Origin of the sequence: Prevotella heparinolytica, assembly GCF_004342845.1 — a bacterium.
Lineage (GTDB): Bacteria > Bacteroidota > Bacteroidia > Bacteroidales > Bacteroidaceae > Bacteroides > Bacteroides heparinolyticus.
This window is the reverse complement of the sequence record NZ_SLXB01000019.1, coordinates 35,305-52,952: the sequence shown is the minus strand read 5'-3', so window position 1 is coordinate 52,952 and position 17,648 is coordinate 35,305. Positions and strand designations below refer to the sequence as shown.

The window sequence follows — 17,648 nt, the reverse complement described above, 5'->3', positions numbered from 1 at the left end:
TTCCTGTTTTTCCGTTTAGAAAGTGACGCTCAAACCTAACGACACGGTCTTAGCCAACGGATAAGTCTTACCGAACCCCCAGCCGGAGGCATCAATCAATTCCGGATCAGCCAGTTTCGTAAAATCGGTAATGGTCAGCAGGTTCTCACCCGATACAAACACGCGGAGATTTTCCACATAGAACTTCTTGGTAACCTCTTTAGGCAGTGTATATCCCAAAGTAACGTTCTTCAGACGTCCGTATGCGGCATTCTGCAGATACCTGGTCTGTACATGCTGGTTTTTGCTACTGCCCCATGCCACACGAGGATAATAGCTGTCGATATTCTGTCCCAACGGGTCGTTGGCATCCGGACGGAAATAATCCAAATGTTCTTTGAATCCCAAAGCCTGCCATTTGTTTACGCTTCCTCCCCAGAATACAGCATCGTTTTGTCCGATTGCGTAATCGCGCTTCAATGTGCCTTGGAAGAAAAGTTTCAAGTCAAATCCTTTGTAAGCTGCATCTATATTCAAACCGAAATTATATCGCGGATTGGAGTTACCGATGATACGATAGTCACCGGACTTATCTGCTCTATCTTCTCCTTTGTTCACTTTGCCATCTCCATCCAGGTCGGCATACATGATGTCGTCGGCTCCCCAATTACTGCCCAAAGAGCTTTGGTCTACCTTGGCCAAATGAGCATTCATCTCTTCGTCTGTTTTAGCAATACCTACAGTGGTATATCCCCAAATATCGCCTAAGTGTGCACCTTTGTAATATTTCAAGTTCAGGGCTTTCGAATCATTGGGATATTTATCTATCACTACTTCATTGTCGCTTAATGACAGAGTGACACCATAGCTCAAATCGTTAATCCGATCTCTCCAGCTTATCTGCAAGTCCCATCCTTTGGATGTCATATCCAAATTGTTCACCTTAGGGGCGTTAGCTCCAAGTACATCGGGCAATTCGGGTGCAGGACCTACCATGTCGTAAGTTTTACGCTGGAAGTAGCCGAACGAACCGGTCAGGCGGTTATTGAAAGCTCCCCAGTCCAGACCGATTTCCCATGTACGGCTCTTCTCCCATGTAAGCAGAGTAGATACAAGGGCAGGTTGCCAAGATTTATTAGGCTTAACACCGTTCACTAACCAGTTGCTATCTTTTGCCTTGTAACCGATGGTGGGATAGAACGGATACCAGTTTTCCGTATTTTGATTGCCCAATTGTCCCCACGAAGCACGTAACTTCAGCATATTTACAGTTCCTGACAGGTTTTCCCAGAATTTTTCTTGTGCAATGTTCCATCCGAGAGAGAAAGAGGGGAACCAATTCCAGCGATTGGCGCGTAGGAAACGTGACGAACCATCGTAGCGCAAATTGGCTTCAAACAAATAGCGTCCTTTGTAGTCGTAATTCAAGCGTCCGAAAAATCCGGCTGTAGCCCAGCTTTGGTATTCTCCTTTCACGCGGGCATTATCGCTGGTAGTATCCAGTGTGGGCAATCCGGAAAGGATACCGTCTTGTTGAGCCGTCACAGAGCGTTGGCGCAACCATTCGCTTTGGAAGCCGACCATGATTTTAGCATTGTGGTCGCCAAAAGAACGACTGTATTCGGTGAAGATGTTCGGGTTGAAATAATTGCTCTTATAAGTATACTCTTTCACACTCGACACGCCATTAAAGGCCACGTAAGGATTCTTATCCACATCATAAGCATTAACGGTGAGCCAGTCTGTATGCTGATTCTCGTTAATGATACGGTAATTCAGTTCGGCATTGACAATCCAACCTTTCATGGGAGTAAGTTGCAAACTGAGCTGTTGTGCCAAGACATCGTACTGCCTGTTGTATTTACCTCCGTCTTTCAGCAGCCCGACGAATGACTCGGGAACATAGTATCCATTAGGATCGGTCACCGGAACGATGGGCCAATAGCGACAGACATTATGATAAAACAAACCTCCATCGGTGCCGATGTTCGAAGGATTTTCAAAGTCCGTGCGGGTAAAGCGGATGCTGTATCCCATCTTCAGCCAATCGGCAAGGCCGGCATTGATTTTGCCCGTCACGCCATAGCGTTGTTTATTTTCGTCTCCATGACGCAGGATGCCCTCTTGAGCCAGATAATTGGCAGAGAAATAGTATTGCATGTTCTCGCTGCCACCGTTGACACTCAAGGTGTGTTCTTGTGAAAAGCTGTTGCCGAAATGTTCTTTCAACCAGTCGGTATTGGCCACCGGAAGCAAATCCATCGCGTCCCACACTTCCCAACGGTTGTTTTTATTGGCATACATCTTAGGAATGCTTGGATCGCTTTGCGCTTTCTTCATGAGTGCAAGTTTATTATCCGAGAACCAGATACCGTTTCCGGAATTTACGCTCGCCGCATTCATATAATTGGCCCAAGTATAGGAATCCATCATCTCAGGCATATTCAACGGAGAGTTGAAGCGGAAACTGTTGTTGTAATTGATGGAAGTTTTACCGGCACGTCCACTCTTGGTTGTCACCAGAATTACGCCTCCCGCTGCACGCGAACCGTAGATAGACGAGGCTGAAGCGTCTTTCAAGACGGAAATGTTTTCGATATCTTGTGGATTCAACATGTTCAAGTCTCCCTCCATACCGTCAATCAAAACCAAAGGAGAAACTGAAGAACCTTCGCCGATAGTACCTGTACCACGAATATTGAATTGTTTGTCCGAGTTCAAGGCACCGCCTTGTTTCCCTACGGAAAAATTCATACCCGGAACCGCACCCTGCAAAGCGTCGACAACCGAATTGACCGGACGTGAAGCAAGCGTTTTGGAATCCACCGTAGATACGGATCCTGTAAGGTTCACCTTTTTCTGTGTACCGAAGCCCACTACCACCACTTCTTCCAGCATTTTGCTGTCATCTTTCAAGATAATGTTCAATGGTGTTCCCGTCCATCTGACTTCCTGTGTCTGATAACCGACGAATGAGATTTGAATAATACTTCCTTGAGGAACATTTCTGAGTGAAAAATCGCCGTCGATACCGGTAATCGTTCCGTTGGAAGTTCCTTTGACTAAGACAGAAGCACCAATAATGGTTTCGCCTGTGCTGTCTTTTACAATACCGGTACATGTGCCGTTTTGTTGAACGACTTCATAACCTGCCGCATTTGCAGCAAACGAGGGTTGAACTCCCCCACACCAAAGAGAGAGAATCACCCCCCCCAATTTTAGATTTCTTAACACAACTGATTGGTTTTTGATTATCTTATCAAGGTTAACTCGACTTAAAGCAATCCGCAAAGAGTCTGAAACAAGAAACATGGCCTTTACAAAACCTCAATAAAAAATAAAATTAACGACACAAAGATAGAGTTTTTTTAAGCAAGCACAAACAGCAGGGGGTATTATTAATCATTTTGTCATAAATAAAGCCATTTCCCACAATTTTCCAGGAAAATCTTCCATTACATCCGGATTGAAATAATAAGAACTTTTAATATAATTATTCATTCAAGCCCGACAATCATCCGACATTGGAAAATCCTGCCAAAACCATCGTTTAAAAAGACTTCGATAAGCCGAAAAAAAAGACAAAGTCAGGTCGCTCTCATATCGAGGATGTCTCAGTCCTATACTTAGGGAGTCTCAGTAGTATACTATCTGAATTCGGGGCAGGTAGTTCCTTTTGCTAAAAATGAGGGGCTGCATTCTGTTATCGGACGGATATTTCCTGAATGCACCGGTTTACGGCGATTAGGCAGAAGAGGGCCTTTTACGCCGACCATCCTCCCCCTGTCTGACAGCTGCAATCCTTTGTCGTGACAGAGGCAAGTGTCCAAGCCGACAGACACTTGTGTTTGACGTGACAGACACAAGTGTTTGAGCCGTCAGAGGCAAGTGTCTGATAGGTCAAGGATAAACGATTGATAATCAAAGGTAATTTACTTTAAAACACAGGCCGCCGGGTGAGGTTATCGACCTGCTTCTTATCCCGAACCCGGGTAGTATACTTAAGTACCCCCTCGTCAGAAGGTCTTCTGAAGGGGGGGGAGGACTCTACTTCCGTCCTCTTCACCGAAGATTGCCTTGCGATAATAAATCATTATTACATTATCAGCATCCACCGCCAAGTCACGGATTCAAGTTTATAAAGGTTGCTCAAGCGAACGAGCGGAGTTATGAAAAGAAAATCTTTTGGAAATCGACACGTAAACTATCTGCCGATATAACGGGCATATCTCTCAAAGAAGCGTCTGAAAACCTCCCATCTCATCAACCCTTTTTCAAAGAGCAGAATGCCCAACATGGCACAGAGAATGCCCAGCAACACATCAATCAGGTAATGATGGCCTGAATAGACTGCCGTCCACCAGATACCGACCATGATGACGGCAAATAAAGCTATCAACCATTTTCTGCAATGATTGATAATAGAATAGACCAGAGTCACCACCATATAGGCTGCATGAAGCGAAGGCACTGCCGCAAAAACATTCGCATTCCGTCCATAGATGGAATCGAAGACAGCACACCCCAATAATTCGTCAAAGCGTCTCAAGCCGGCTACATTGCCCGGAGTGTCGAGCACAGGCTCAAAGCCATAATTCATAACATACCAAGGAGGAGCTGCCGGATGGATGTAGTACCCTGCAAAACCAATCAGATTGACCAACAGGAATGCCAATGCAAAACGCAGATACACGCTGCGGTATCCCTTTAAATACAACCATAGTCCGAAAGCTATGGGAACAGGTACCCAGCACAGATAGAATATTCCGGCAAAAAAGTCTGCCGCCGGACAATGGTTCAAAGCAAAATATTCGCAAGGAATAAGAGTAACACCGCCAAAGGATAAACCGAATAGGGATTTTTCGGCTTCATACAAACCTTTTATATCAATCGGACTGACCATATAGTTGGGATACACGCGCATCCAATCATACGAAATGCCGAATATAAAGAAAGGCAATAAGGCCACAACCAACTTACGAGAAGCCTTTCCTGCAAGGAACAGGACAAAAAACACGACTGTCATCAGGAGATGCTCCGGACGGAGTCCGATACAGAGCGCCGTCAGTATCAAGAAAAGCATTGTTACGACAACAGCCGGAACACTCTCTCTCATCAAAGAGAGGCATTTATTACCCATCACTTTCCTTGCAGCAGTTTGTAACAATGTGCCAAACGGGCAAATGCCGTAACATTTGCCAACAATGCAATCACCGCCATCGGCACAATCAATATCAGCATCGGGTCGAACGATGTACAATCGTCAAAAATGCCGCAGAAGATGGCTCCGAATGCAGTCAATACTACACGCTCAGGACGTTGCATAAAGCCGACCTTGCATTCCAGTCCCAGTCCTTCGGCACGGGCACGCACATAACTCACCATCAGCGAGCCGACCAAAGCAACAAACGTAATGATGGAGCCCCACAAATAGCCTTGCAGTACCAAATAGTAGAAGATACCGAATAGCGTCACAAGTTCGCTGTATCGGTCGAGCACCGAATCATATAATGCCCCAAAAGTAGAACTCATATTGCCTACGCGCGCCACACGCCCGTCCATCATATCAAACAACCCGGCAAAAAGCACAATGCCTCCTCCCCAGCCCACATAGGCAAGTTCACCGCCCTCATACACCCCTGCATATACAAACAAGGCCGCCGCCATGATGTTCAGCACCAATCCGGCAGTTGTAATGAAATTAGGCGTAATCCCTACCCTAATCATGCCACGCACTATCGGATTAATGATTTTGTAAATCAACTGTTGTAAATAGTCTCTATAATTCATATTCGTCTTTTTTATTCTCCAATCGATGTTTCAAGAAATCCCTAAGGCTATAATTCCGGTAAACAAAAACTCGTTGCAAATGATAATTCCAGAAGAAAGACACCAGTACTGCAACTATTATCTTTGACAAGATAAACACATTATCAACATAATAGCCAAGCAATCCGTTTACCCATGTCATGCCGGTGAGCCATTCTGTCAGAGCAAATGTTCCCCACGTATTGAGTACGATGCTACCTCCCCAAACAAAGAGGTATTTCAGGGCGACATGCGATTTCTTCACATTTCTCGCATGGAACACCCAGCTATAATTGACAGCACAATTCACAACGCCTCCTACCACCGAGCCTGTAAAAGTGGCATAAAGATAAAAAAGGCCAAATGCTTTTACTAAAAGAATGGTTATCAGAAAATCCAAGAAACTTGCAAGCTGCGCCGACAACTGAGCCTTAAAGAAAACCCAGACAACACGACGCCATACAACTCTTTTGTTTCTTTCTTTCATCCTATTACCCATCTCGCTGCAATCAGAACGATAAACCCATAAACGCCGGCCAAAATATCATCCATCATTACCCCCACTCCACCGGAAAGCTTTTCCATACGTCTGATTCCTAACGGCTTAAAAATATCGAATAAACGAAACAGTATAAACGCTCCCAATGCATACCACACATGTCCGGCAGGTGCGGCAAGCAGGGTAATCCACACGCCTACCATCTCATCGACCACCACACGCGAAGGATCTTCTCCCCAATATGCCTCCAAAGAGTCGGCAGCCCATATACCGGCAAGTGTAAACACTAAAATTAGAATTACTGTCAGCCATAACAAGCAAGCACTCGAAACCAAATATGACAAACCGAACCAGACAAGAGTAGCCAACAAAGCCCCCATAGTGCCCGGCGCTACAGGAGAAAAGCCGAAACCGAATCCCGAACCTACGATAACAGAAAGAAAGGAAGGTTTTTTCATACCATCATAATATATCAGAGCAACAAAAAATAAGATGGCAGAATGGTAAGATAAATCCGAAAGTCCTACCATTCCACCACTCTTATCATCCGTTCTTAATCCAAATAACTCGGCGCGGTTTCACCCACCATGTTTCGGAGTGTTTCTTTCACCATACGCCATTGCCGGAATAAATCATGTACAGGCTGATGTTCGAAGTCGTGCATCGGACTCTTACAGAAGAATGACAGCCAAGTCTGAATGCCGTACATACCTGCACGCATGGCCAAATCACTGAAGATAACCAAATCCAGTGCAATAGGAGCTGCCAGAATGGAATCCCGACACAGGAAGTTTACTTTGATTTCCATCGGATACCCCATCCAGCCGAAAATGTCGATATTATCCCAAGCCTCTTTGTTATCCTTGCGGGGAGGATAATAGTTGATACGCACCTTATGATATATATCGCCGTACAAATCAGGAAACTTCTCCGGTTCAAAGATGTTGTCGATAACCGACAGTTTGCTGACTTCTTTTGTCTTGAAGTTTTCCGGTTGGTCAAGTACCTCGCCGTCGCGATTACCCAATATATTGGTAGAAAACCAACCGCTCACGCCCAACATACGCGTTTTGAACATCGGAGCAAGCACCGTCTTCATCAAAGTCTGCCCGCTTTTGAAGTCCTTACCGGCAATAGGCACATTCATCTTCTTGGCGAACTCCCACATAGCCGGAATATCCACACACAGGTTAGGAGCTCCCATAATGAATGGGGTACCTTCGGCAATAGCGGCATAGGCATAGCACATGCTGGGAGCAATAACTTCAACATGATTCTCTTTCATAGCTTTCTCCAAAGCCGCCAAAGAGTTATGCTCGTCTGTCATAGGAACATAAATCTCCGTACTTGCAGCCCATAACACAACTATGCGTTCACAATTATTGGCCACTTTGAAGTTGCGGATGTCTTCACGCAACTGCTCCACCATGTCCCAGCGAGTATCAGCCTTTTTAATATATGTACCGTTCAGGCGTTTCGCGAAATTATGGTCGAAAGCGGCAGGCATCGGCTTGATGTTTTGCAACTCGTCTCTCACCAAATTCAAGTCTTTCTCCTTCAGAACCTCTGCATACATGGCAGCTTTGTAAACGTTGTCAGGAAAAATATCCCAACCGCCGAAAACGATGTCATTTAAATCAGCCAAAGGCACTATGTCTTTAATCAGTTTCTCACTACCGTCTTGCATGCGCATAGTAGCCATTTGTGTAATTGCACCTATGGGCTTAGCCAATCCCTTCCGAGCAGCTAAAGTTCCGGTAATCATGGTGGTTGAAACCGCACCGCCTACCCCGACCACCAACACGCCAAGACGTCCGGTTGCCGGTTTAATGTTCTCTTTCATTGCCATTGTATTATTTAGAGTTAAAAAAACGTTCAAAAATAGAGCTTTTCACCCAATTAATATTGTTTACTTTATCCGATTTTATGTCCCATTAGTAATATTCAATCAGGATATAATACGACAATTTGAATTTTAATCCGGTTTTATCAATATTCGGTGACTTCCGACAATTCAAATACCATACATAAGTTTAACGCGCCTTCTCCCGAAAATGTTCTCAATAGGGACTTCTGTTTTTTCCTATTTAACGTGAATTCTAAAACAAGGTTTATCCGGAATATGAATCGCCGATAGTTTTTTAGGGATCAGCCATAATAATGACAACAGGGATTGACAATAAAAGGAAAAGGAACGGTAATTTTAGTCAATTGCCGTTCCTTTTTTATAGAAAGCCGCACCGATGATGTGATGAAACTCCGTATGACATGATTTGAGCGTTCGTCCTCTTTGTAATCCACCGACTCAAAGGTTACCCCGAAGGGCGTGGCCCGCCATCAAGAAACGAAACTTGTCTCGGTATTTCATAAAACTTGATGAGTTTCCCGATCCAATCAATGCGGCTATTTTTTTTCATAACAAAGGTAGGAAGTTTCTATTAAAGAAACAAGCAAAAATAAAACTTTGTTTCAAAGCCTTGTCTCTTTCGCCTTTTCAAAATCTGCCGAGAAAGAAAAAGTGCCAACTACCGGATGGTAGTCAGCACCTTGAGTTTATCAGCATAACCGGCTTATGCAGCTTTTACTTTGGCTACAATAGCCTTGAAAGCTTCCGGATGGTTCATCGCTAAATCAGCCAACACCTTGCGGTTGATTTCGATTCCTGCTTTGTGCAAAGCACCCATCAACTTAGAATAAGACATACCTTCCAAACGAGCGGCTGCGTTGATACGTTGAATCCACAAAGCGCGGAAGTTTCTTTTCTTGTTTTTACGGTCACGGAACGCATAAGTCAAACCTTTTTCCCAAGTATTCTTGGCTACGGTCCAAACGTTCTTTCTTGCACCAAAGTAACCTCTGGTTAATTTCAAAATTTTCTTTCTTCTTGCTCTAGAAGCAACATGATTTACTGATCTTGGCATAGTTTTACTTGTTTTTGAATGTCAGCGCCGTTACTTCACGTAACAGTCTTAAAGCTAAAGCATTCGGTTAATAACTTTAATTTCTTTAGTACGCTTTAGTTACTTCATCGCTAAGAGCTCTTTCACTTGATTTACATCTGTCGGACTGACAAGTGTAGAATAGCACAAGTTTCTTTTTTGCTTCTTAGTTTTCTTAGTCAGGATATGACTATGAAAAGCGTGCTTTCTTTTGATTTTACCTGTTCCGGTAAGAGTGAATCTTTTTTTAGCACCGGAGTTAGTCTTGATCTTTGGCATCTTCTTTTAAAACTTTTAAATTATTAAATTATGGCAACGCACTATACCTATGGCGTTACTCATTTCTTCATTACTCTTCTGTTTCTACCGGAGCGGCTGTATCCTCCAGCTTCGAAACCGTCTTCTTCGGTGCAGCAGCCTTTTTCGGTGAAAGCTGAATGGTCATTCGTTTTCCCTCTAAAATAGGCATCTGATCCACCTTTGCATATTCCTCCAAGTCATTAGCAAATCGCAGAAGCAATACTTCTCCTTGCTCTTTAAACAAAATAGAACGTCCTTTAAAGAATACATATGCTTTTACTTTGTCTCCGTCTTCCAGAAAACCCTTGGCATGCTTCAACTTAAAGTTATAATCATGATCATCTGTCTGAGGACCAAATCGGATTTCCTTTACATTGACCTTAACCTGCTTGGCCTTTTGCTCCTTTTGACGTTTTTTTAATTGATACAGAAATTTGGAATAATCGATAATACGACAGACAGGAGGAATTGCATTCGGAGATATTTCCACGAGGTCTGCTTCATGTTCTTCGGCAAGTTTTAAAGCTTGTGCTATCGGGTAGACCTTTGGTTCTATTTCATCGCCCACGATGCGTACTTCTTTGGCGCGGATCTGTTCGTTAATCCGATGTTGCCCTTTTAAGCTGTCATTTTTCATTAAATAACGTTTACTTCCAGTTTGTTTCTTGTTTATTATTCCCAAATTTATGTTTTGTTATTAAGCAAAAGCCACCTTTAAAACATCTATTACATGCTATGCTTTTACAATTGGCGACAAAGTTACCACTTATTTATCATATTTTGAACCTCTTCATTCACTTTTTTTGCAAAATCCTCTATTTTTAGGGTTCCTTTATCCCCTTCTCCTTGCTTACGCACTGCAACTACTCTATTTTCAGCTTCTTTTTCGCCCACAACCAGCATATAAGGAATACGCTTCATCTCATTGTCGCGAATCTTACGACCGATTTTCTCATTACGTTCGTCTACAATAGCACGAATATCATATTTTTTCAGATATTGCTTTATCTCATAAGCGTAATCATTGAATTTCTCACTGATGGGCAAGATAGCCACTTGATCAGGAGTCAACCACAGCGGAAACTTGCCTGCCGTATGTTCAATCAGAACAGCAACAAAACGCTCCATCGAACCAAACGGAGCACGATGCACCATGACGGGACGATGCTTTTGATTGTCTGCACCGGTATATTCCAACTGAAATCGTTCCGGCAAATTGTAGTCCACCTGAATAGTGCCCAATTGCCAGTGACGCCCGATAGCATCCTTCACCATGAAGTCCAGCTTAGGCCCATAGAAAGCCGCTTCACCATATTCAACTCTCGCCTTCAGCCCTTTCTCTTCGCATGCTTCGATGATGGCCTGCTCCGCTTTCTCCCAATTCTCGTCGCTACCGATATACTTTTCGCGATTCACCTTGTCGCGCAAGGAAATCTGCGCTTCAAAATTCTCAAAGTTCATTGACTGGAATACAATGGAAATGATATCCATCACACGAAGGAACTCATCCTTCACCTGATCGGGACGGCAAAAGATATGTGCATCATCCTGCGTAAAACTGCGAACACGTGTCAACCCGTGCAGTTCACCGCTCTGTTCATAACGGCAAACCGTACCAAACTCTGCCAGACGCAAAGGAAGATCCTTATAGGAACGAGGTGTATTCTTATAAATCATACAGTGGTGAGGACAGTTCATCGGCTTCAGGAAATACTCTTCTCCCTCCTCCGGCGTATGGATAGGTTGAAATGAATCCTTGCCATATTTTGCATAATGTCCGGAGGTGATATAAAGTAACTTGTTACCGATGGGTGGACACATAACTTCCTGATAATCATATCGAGCTTGGATACGCCGCAGGAAATCTTGCAAACGGATACGCAGAGCAGTACCTTTCGGCAACCACATCGGCAACCCCTTACCCACCGTATCAGAGAACATGAATAAGTCCATCTCCTTGCCGATTTTACGGTGGTCGCGTTTCTTAGCTTCCTCCAACATAACCAAATATTCATCCAGCATCTTCTTCTTCGGGAATGTGATGCCATAGATGCGAGTCATCATTTTGCGGTCTTCACGACCACGCCAATAAGCACCAGCCACGGAAGTCAATTTTATGGCTTTGATAGGCGCGGTAGTCATCAAGTGAGGGCCACGGCACAAATCGGTAAATGCACCTTGTGTATAAGTCGTGATATGCCCGTCTTCCAGTTCCGAAATCAGCTCGCATTTATAAGTCTCTCCACGGTCACCAAACATCTTCAAAGCATCGTTCTTCGCAATACTCTTTCTGACAACCGCCTCTTTCTTCGCAACCAATTCCGCCATTTTCTTCTCAATAGCCGGAAGGTCGGCCTCCTTAATGGCTGTTTCTCCCGGATCCACATCATAATAGAAACCATTCTCAATGGCAGGGCCTATGCCGAACTGAATTCCGGGATACAATTCCTGCAAAGCTTCGGCCAACAAGTGAGCACTGGTATGCCAAAAAGCATGTTTTCCTTGCTCATCCTCCCATTTATAAAGTACAACTTCAGCGTCTTGCATGACAGGACGCCCCAAATCATAAGTTTCCCCGTTCACACCACATGCCAGTACATCCTGAGCCAACCGTGAACTGATGCTTTCTGCAATTTGCAGCCCCGTTACACCTTCGTTATATTCACGAACAGAGCCGTCTGGAAATGTTATCTTTATCATAATTCTTATGTATATTTCTTTTTTTAGAACGCAAAAATAGCTAATTCTTTTTGATATTCTGTTTTTTTAGCAAAAAAATGTTATTCTCTCACATCCGTAAACCTTTTTATGATATTATAGGCCGATACAATACCCAACTCTCCGGCTTTACTCAAATCGGAAATACCTTGTTTGTTATTGCCTAAGAAGATATGTGTCAATCCACGGTTAAAATACGCTTCGGCAAAATCCGGATTTAGTTCAATCACTTTATCATAATCCACCAAAGCTGCGCGATAATCTTTCAATAAAGAGGAAACATTACCCCTATTATAATAGGCATAAGCAAAGTCGGGAGCCAAACGGATGACATTATCTAAATCGCTCTTCACAATTTCATAATCTACTGCTGTAACTTCTGCCTTCTTCACGTCGGATGTACCGGAAGTGGCCCCTTCGCTCATTGCTGCTTCCGCTTTTCTATATTCCAGTTGCTTGCAACGCACCAAAGCACGCATGAAGTATGCAGGGAAAAAAGTATCGTCCAGCAAAATACTTTTTGTAAAGTCATCAATAGAACTTGTGAAGTCCTGAACAAGATAAAAGTCCAGACCGCGCATAAACCGTTTTTGGGCATTTGTATCATCAGCCACCACATCAGACGTATGGGTATCTATCAAAGCAAAATGATAATTCACCTGTTCTTGCGTCAACGGAGCCTCCATATTAGTGATGCGCAACGGTTTCGGGAAAAGCTTTTCATGATTCAAACCCTCTATGTATTTATGATAATGCACGATGCGTTTTACGTCACTCAGCTTCTCATAATAAGTCAGAGCATACATCGATTCAAGCTTGATTGTTACATTCCTATCTTGCACGCGCCCGCGGTAATCGCTCTTGTAGCGTTGCTCAGCTTCCGAATCATCCGCAATCACTATCTTACGATAGTTCTCCATGTTCCTGTCCGATTTCTTTCGGGTTTTCCCTTTATCCTCATCCGAATCATCAGAAGTATTGTCTGCCGTATCTTTGGCGTCATTGCCCCCCTTCTTGGAAATGATGTTGTTGCGCCTGTCTATCTGCATCTTCATAATCTTGAACTCATCCTGTTCAGCCCCTTTCATATCACCAATCTTTTTGCGGGCTTCCGCACGCTGATAGTAACCTGCCACAAAATTAGGATGTTCCTTTATCACTCTGGAATAGTCACTGACAGCTCCCCGATAATCACCGACCTGCGCACGCAGCACACCTCGGTTGAAAGTTGCCATCATATTATCCGGTTCAATCTTCAACACAAAGTCAAAGTCTTCTATTGCCCGGTTGTCATCGCCCACCTTGGCACGCAGCAAACCACGGTTATAGTGACCGAGGAAATTGTTCGGATCGATGTCCAACGCCAAATCATAATCACTCATGGCTCCCCGCAGGTTATTCTGATGAAAACGCGTCAAAGCACGATTGATGTAATTACCGGCATTTTTTGCACTCAAGCGTATTGCCTGATCCAAATCGGCCTCCGCATCTTTATACTTGGCCTGCTGAATGCGCACGATGGCCCTTGCACCCCATCCATCCGGGTCGTAACGATCCATCTCAATGGCTCTGTCAAAATCACGCAAGGCTTGTATCGTGTCATTCTGCTTCAAAAAGGCTTCCCCTCTCATCAGATAGGCACGGGTATATTTCGGAGCAATTGACAAAAGTTTGTCCAGCTCCTCTTTAGCCGCCTCGTACTCCTTCTTCTGAATGCGGCAAAGAGAAAGGTTATGCCAAAGCACCACATTCTCCGGGTCATACTTGATAGCCGTCTTATAATCTTCGATTGCCTCGTCAAACTTATTCTGCCTGATGCGCGCCAATCCCCTGATTTGGTAAGCGCCTACCACAAAGGGATTTCTCTGAATCGCAGCATCACAATCAGCTTCTGCACCCTGATAATCATCCAGATTTATTTTAGCCAGCCCTCGAAAGAAGTAGGGTTCATACAAATAAGGCTTGGCGTTGATTACCTGATTGAAATATTGAATGGAAAGCACATAATCCTCAAAATACAAAGCATTCCGAGCGATAGTCATTACCCTTTCCGTATTGATCTGCGCATACATCAATGTGGGTAGCAGCAAAATAACCGACAGTATTTTTTTTATCATCTTATTTCATAAACGCTTGTAACGAAGCAAAAATAATATTTTCCGCTTATTTGGCTATATACATCCCTCTATTTCTTTACAGTTTTCACCTTGTAGGTGCAATGTGCCTTACCTTTCAATATGGCATTCAGCTTTCCTTTAATCATCTGTTTGCGAAGCGGAGACAGGTGATCGATAAACATTTTTCCATCCAAATGATCGAACTCATGCTGCATGACCCGAGCCAAATATCCTTCTATCACTTCATCATGTTCTACCAGATTCTCATCCAGATACTTCACACGTATCCGATTAGCGCGCTTCACTGGTTCGTGGACTCCCGGAAGACTTAAACAGCCCTCATCCATAGAAACCTCTTCGCCTGAAACTTCCAAAATATGAGCATTGATATATGCCTTACGAAATCCCTTGTATTCAGGAAAATCATCCGACAACACATCCAAATCAATGGTAACTACCCGGACAGGAAGACCGATTTGCGGTGCAGCAAGCCCCACGCCTTCGGCATTATCCATTGTTTCAAACATATTATCTATCAACTCCTTCAAATTCGGATAGTCCGGAGTTATATCTTCAGCCACCTTTCTTAAAACAGGCTGACCATACACATAAACAGGTAAAATCATTCTCTTAAATCAGTTACAATTTTTTATTAGAAATTCTTTTTCATCATGACAGAGAGAAGCGTCTGTTCTCCAAGTAAGTCTGCAAGATAATGGTTGCACTGATCTCGTCAACCAGGGCCTTATTCTGACGATCTTTCTTTTTCAGCCCTCCTTCGAGCATCGTTCGATGTGCCAATACAGACGTAAAACGTTCGTCTGCATATTCTATTGGTATATCCGGCAGCTTCTTCCTTAAGGAACGCACAAAAGGTTCAATATGTTTCATATTTTCCGAAACCTCATTATTCATTTGTTTGGGAAGGCCTACTAAAATACGCTCCACCGGTTCTTTGGCCACATAATCAAGCAAAAAGGAGAGCAACTGATGCGTAGGCACCGTTGTCAATCCGTTGGCAATCATCTGTAGTGTATCACTCACGGCAATACCTGTACGTTTTCGACCGTAATCTATCGCTATTATTCTACTCATAATGGACTACAAAATTACGATTAAATTTGGATTATGCCTTCAATATTATATTTATATAGGCAAAATGGGAAATCTTTAGGAATTAAAAAACATGCGGATTATGCCACCCTGCATAACCCGCACGTTATTAAAAAGATAATCTTCCCGATTATTTCAAATGAATCTTATAAGCTAATCCACCGCTAAAATAGCGCATTTTCTGCATCTCCACTTGTATATGCAGATGGTTAAATAACAGATAAGAGGCTCCCAAAGCAAAATCTTTGGAATCATATTCTGCTACCAATCGCAACTGAGGATGGAAAGAGGGATTATAAGTGACTCCTAATGCCAGCCCGTTCAGTTTATACTCTTTGCGTTCATTATAAAGATAGGAAAGATGCACACCAATTTCTTCTTTACCAACTACCGGAATATGTGTGGAGGCGGCAATATAGAACCTGCTATAGTAGCCATTCCCTTGGGGAGAAGCTACTTCTCCTCCCCCAGAAGAAGTAAAAGGGTCTGACGTACCCAGTACTACCGAGGGCATATACTTCCAGAACTGCCCCTCCTTCAAAGCTTGCAACCGGATGGAGAAATAACGATCCTGGTTAGTAAATCCACTATATCCATAAGGTGCAAGTCCTAAAGCCTCTGCTTTGACAAGTGTACAAGTATAAGCCACTTCCAAAAAAGGCAATATGGTTACATTCAAGAAATAATTATAAGTATGATAATACCAAGTGGGAGGAGTCAATTCTTTGTTCAAGAAGTTTCCACCGAACATAAAAGTCTTATCTCGCTGCATTTCAGCAGAAGGAGCATGCAAGAGTCCGGTCACCCCATACGTCAATTGTGCAGAAGCAGAACTTACCAGAGAGCAGAAAAGAATAAAAAAGAACAGTTTAAACTTCATCATCACATAAAGATTCAGTCACTATAACAATAAATAATGCACGTGCCGGATTATTCATCAAAAAAAGGCGTCTGACTTCCAGACGCCTTCTATTTTTAGAGTCTCCTAAATCACAAGTATATTATTCCAGAATAACTACACGATTCAAGAAGTTCTTACCGAACATATTTTCAGTACCGCCGAAGCCTACGAGTTCGAGCTGATCTTTATCAACACCTTGAGCAATCAAAGCATCATAAACAGCCTGAGCACGTTTCTCGGACAACTTCTGGTTGAAAGGTGCACTACCGGTAGCCTTATCACAATAACCGGCAACTTTATACTTCTTATCAGGGTTAGCTTTCAGCGTCTTGGCAGCCAACTCAATGTTAACCTTACCATAGTCATCAATCTTAGCGCTACCGATTCTGAAGAAGATTGCACGCGGACCTGCCACTTCAATTTCCTTGGAAACTTCTCTCACTTCCGGTCTCACGTTAGCCAATGCGTTCTTGCAATTAGCCAAGTCGGCCTGTGCTTCTGCCAATTCTCTTCTATATCTGTTGATTTCAGCATTGATGGCATCCTCATCGACGTTAGAAGCAGGAACAAACTTCTTGCCACCGAAAGTATAAGCAAAGCCTAAGTTTACGCGAGCAGTTGCTTCCGCCTTGCGGCAGTCGCTTGCATCACCGAAGATAGAAGGAGTCACCCCAAAACGACCTTCAAGATTGATTGCCCACTTTTTATTGATGTTATATGCCAGTCCCAAACCTGCTGTTGCACCAAAACGAGCCTTCAGTCCGTCTTCGCTATATGCATAAGTTTGTTTGCCTGTACCTTGTTGAATTGAGATTTGCGTATCTACAGCCCTGCCCAAATTCATTGTAGGACCACCAAACAAGTAGAGGTCGAACACACGGTTGGGGTTATAGCCGCCGAAGAGATTGATCAAGTTGAGCATAGCGTCCAGATTCACTTCACCGAACTTTTTCTTGTCTTTTTGGTAGCCACTATCCTGCTTGTCAAGTGTCTGCCAAAAACCACCCACTTGTCCGCGCACACCCCACACCGGAGTGATATACTTGCCAAGTGAAACATTAAAGTTCATCGTCGGAGAATTAAAACCGTCATTGATAACGCTCATTCCCCCAACACCAACTCCTAAGAAAATATTATCCGAAGCCTTCTCGGTATAATATTTTGTTTTTTCTTGTGCACTCACCGTAGCACAAGCGCCTGCTAACAATAAAGAGGCTATTATTAATTTACTTTTCATCTTTCTCTTTAGTTTTAAGATAAATAACTACAACTAA

General features: G+C 43.4%; 15 protein-coding genes. All 15 read right to left on the bottom strand.

What is annotated here, in order from left to right; all coding sequences use genetic code 11:
* Positions 1-15: 15 nt before the first annotated feature.
* The gene (locus EV202_RS10160; protein ID WP_234878282.1) at positions 16-3,213 is read right to left on the bottom strand and encodes a SusC/RagA family TonB-linked outer membrane protein; all 3,198 of its coding nucleotides are present in this window, start codon (positions 3,211-3,213) and stop codon (positions 16-18) included.
* Positions 3,214-4,183: 970 nt separating this feature from the next.
* Positions 4,184-5,095, bottom strand: a complete 912-nt coding sequence (locus EV202_RS10155) for a phosphatase PAP2 family protein (RefSeq protein WP_234878281.1) — start codon at positions 5,093-5,095, stop codon at positions 4,184-4,186.
* Between the two features lie 23 nt (positions 5,096-5,118).
* Positions 5,119-5,769 (bottom strand): CDP-alcohol phosphatidyltransferase family protein, encoded by a 651-nt coding sequence (locus tag EV202_RS10150; protein ID WP_106068406.1) that lies wholly within the window; start codon positions 5,767-5,769, stop codon positions 5,119-5,121.
* On the bottom strand, positions 5,759-6,286 hold the full coding sequence (locus tag EV202_RS10145; RefSeq protein ID WP_131926987.1) for a GtrA family protein: 528 nt from the start codon (positions 6,284-6,286) through the stop codon (positions 5,759-5,761). The genes EV202_RS10150 and EV202_RS10145 overlap by 11 nt, the downstream gene beginning before the upstream one ends.
* Positions 6,271-6,744: a phosphatidylglycerophosphatase A family protein gene (locus EV202_RS10140; RefSeq protein WP_106070413.1), complete on the bottom strand. Its 474-nt coding sequence runs from the start codon at positions 6,742-6,744 to the stop codon at positions 6,271-6,273. The genes EV202_RS10145 and EV202_RS10140 overlap by 16 nt, the downstream gene beginning before the upstream one ends.
* Positions 6,745-6,839: 95 nt before the next feature.
* Positions 6,840-8,129: an inositol-3-phosphate synthase gene (locus EV202_RS10135; RefSeq protein ID WP_106070412.1), complete on the bottom strand. Its 1,290-nt coding sequence runs from the start codon at positions 8,127-8,129 to the stop codon at positions 6,840-6,842.
* 727 nt (positions 8,130-8,856) lie between these two features.
* Complete coding sequence (rplT, locus tag EV202_RS10130) at positions 8,857-9,207, bottom strand: 50S ribosomal protein L20 (protein ID WP_087340825.1); 351 nt, start codon at positions 9,205-9,207, stop codon at positions 8,857-8,859.
* 99 nt (positions 9,208-9,306) lie between these two features.
* Positions 9,307-9,504 (bottom strand): 50S ribosomal protein L35, encoded by a 198-nt coding sequence (gene rpmI / locus EV202_RS10125; RefSeq protein ID WP_106068404.1) that lies wholly within the window; start codon positions 9,502-9,504, stop codon positions 9,307-9,309.
* 70 nt (positions 9,505-9,574) lie between these two features.
* Entirely contained in the window at positions 9,575-10,162 is a 588-nt protein-coding gene (gene infC / locus EV202_RS10120) for a translation initiation factor IF-3 (protein ID WP_106070411.1), read from the bottom strand.
* Between the two features lie 122 nt (positions 10,163-10,284).
* The gene (thrS, locus tag EV202_RS10115) at positions 10,285-12,225 is read right to left on the bottom strand and encodes a threonine--tRNA ligase (protein ID WP_131926986.1); all 1,941 of its coding nucleotides are present in this window, start codon (positions 12,223-12,225) and stop codon (positions 10,285-10,287) included.
* An 80-nt stretch (positions 12,226-12,305) separates the two neighbouring features.
* The gene (locus EV202_RS10110; RefSeq protein ID WP_131926985.1) at positions 12,306-14,360 is read right to left on the bottom strand and encodes a tetratricopeptide repeat protein; all 2,055 of its coding nucleotides are present in this window, start codon (positions 14,358-14,360) and stop codon (positions 12,306-12,308) included.
* A 68-nt stretch (positions 14,361-14,428) separates the two neighbouring features.
* The gene (gene def, locus EV202_RS10105) at positions 14,429-14,986 is read right to left on the bottom strand and encodes a peptide deformylase (protein ID WP_131926984.1); all 558 of its coding nucleotides are present in this window, start codon (positions 14,984-14,986) and stop codon (positions 14,429-14,431) included.
* Between the two features lie 43 nt (positions 14,987-15,029).
* The gene (gene ruvX / locus EV202_RS10100; protein ID WP_131926983.1) at positions 15,030-15,455 is read right to left on the bottom strand and encodes a Holliday junction resolvase RuvX; all 426 of its coding nucleotides are present in this window, start codon (positions 15,453-15,455) and stop codon (positions 15,030-15,032) included.
* Between the two features lie 148 nt (positions 15,456-15,603).
* Positions 15,604-16,356, bottom strand: a complete 753-nt coding sequence (locus EV202_RS10095) for a YjbH domain-containing protein (RefSeq protein WP_131926982.1) — start codon at positions 16,354-16,356, stop codon at positions 15,604-15,606.
* 118 nt (positions 16,357-16,474) lie between these two features.
* Positions 16,475-17,611 carry an OmpA family protein gene (locus tag EV202_RS10090; RefSeq protein WP_131926981.1) on the bottom strand — a complete coding sequence of 379 codons (1,137 nt, stop codon included), beginning with the start codon at positions 17,609-17,611 and terminating at the stop codon, positions 16,475-16,477.
* Positions 17,612-17,648: the final 37 nt, after the last annotated feature.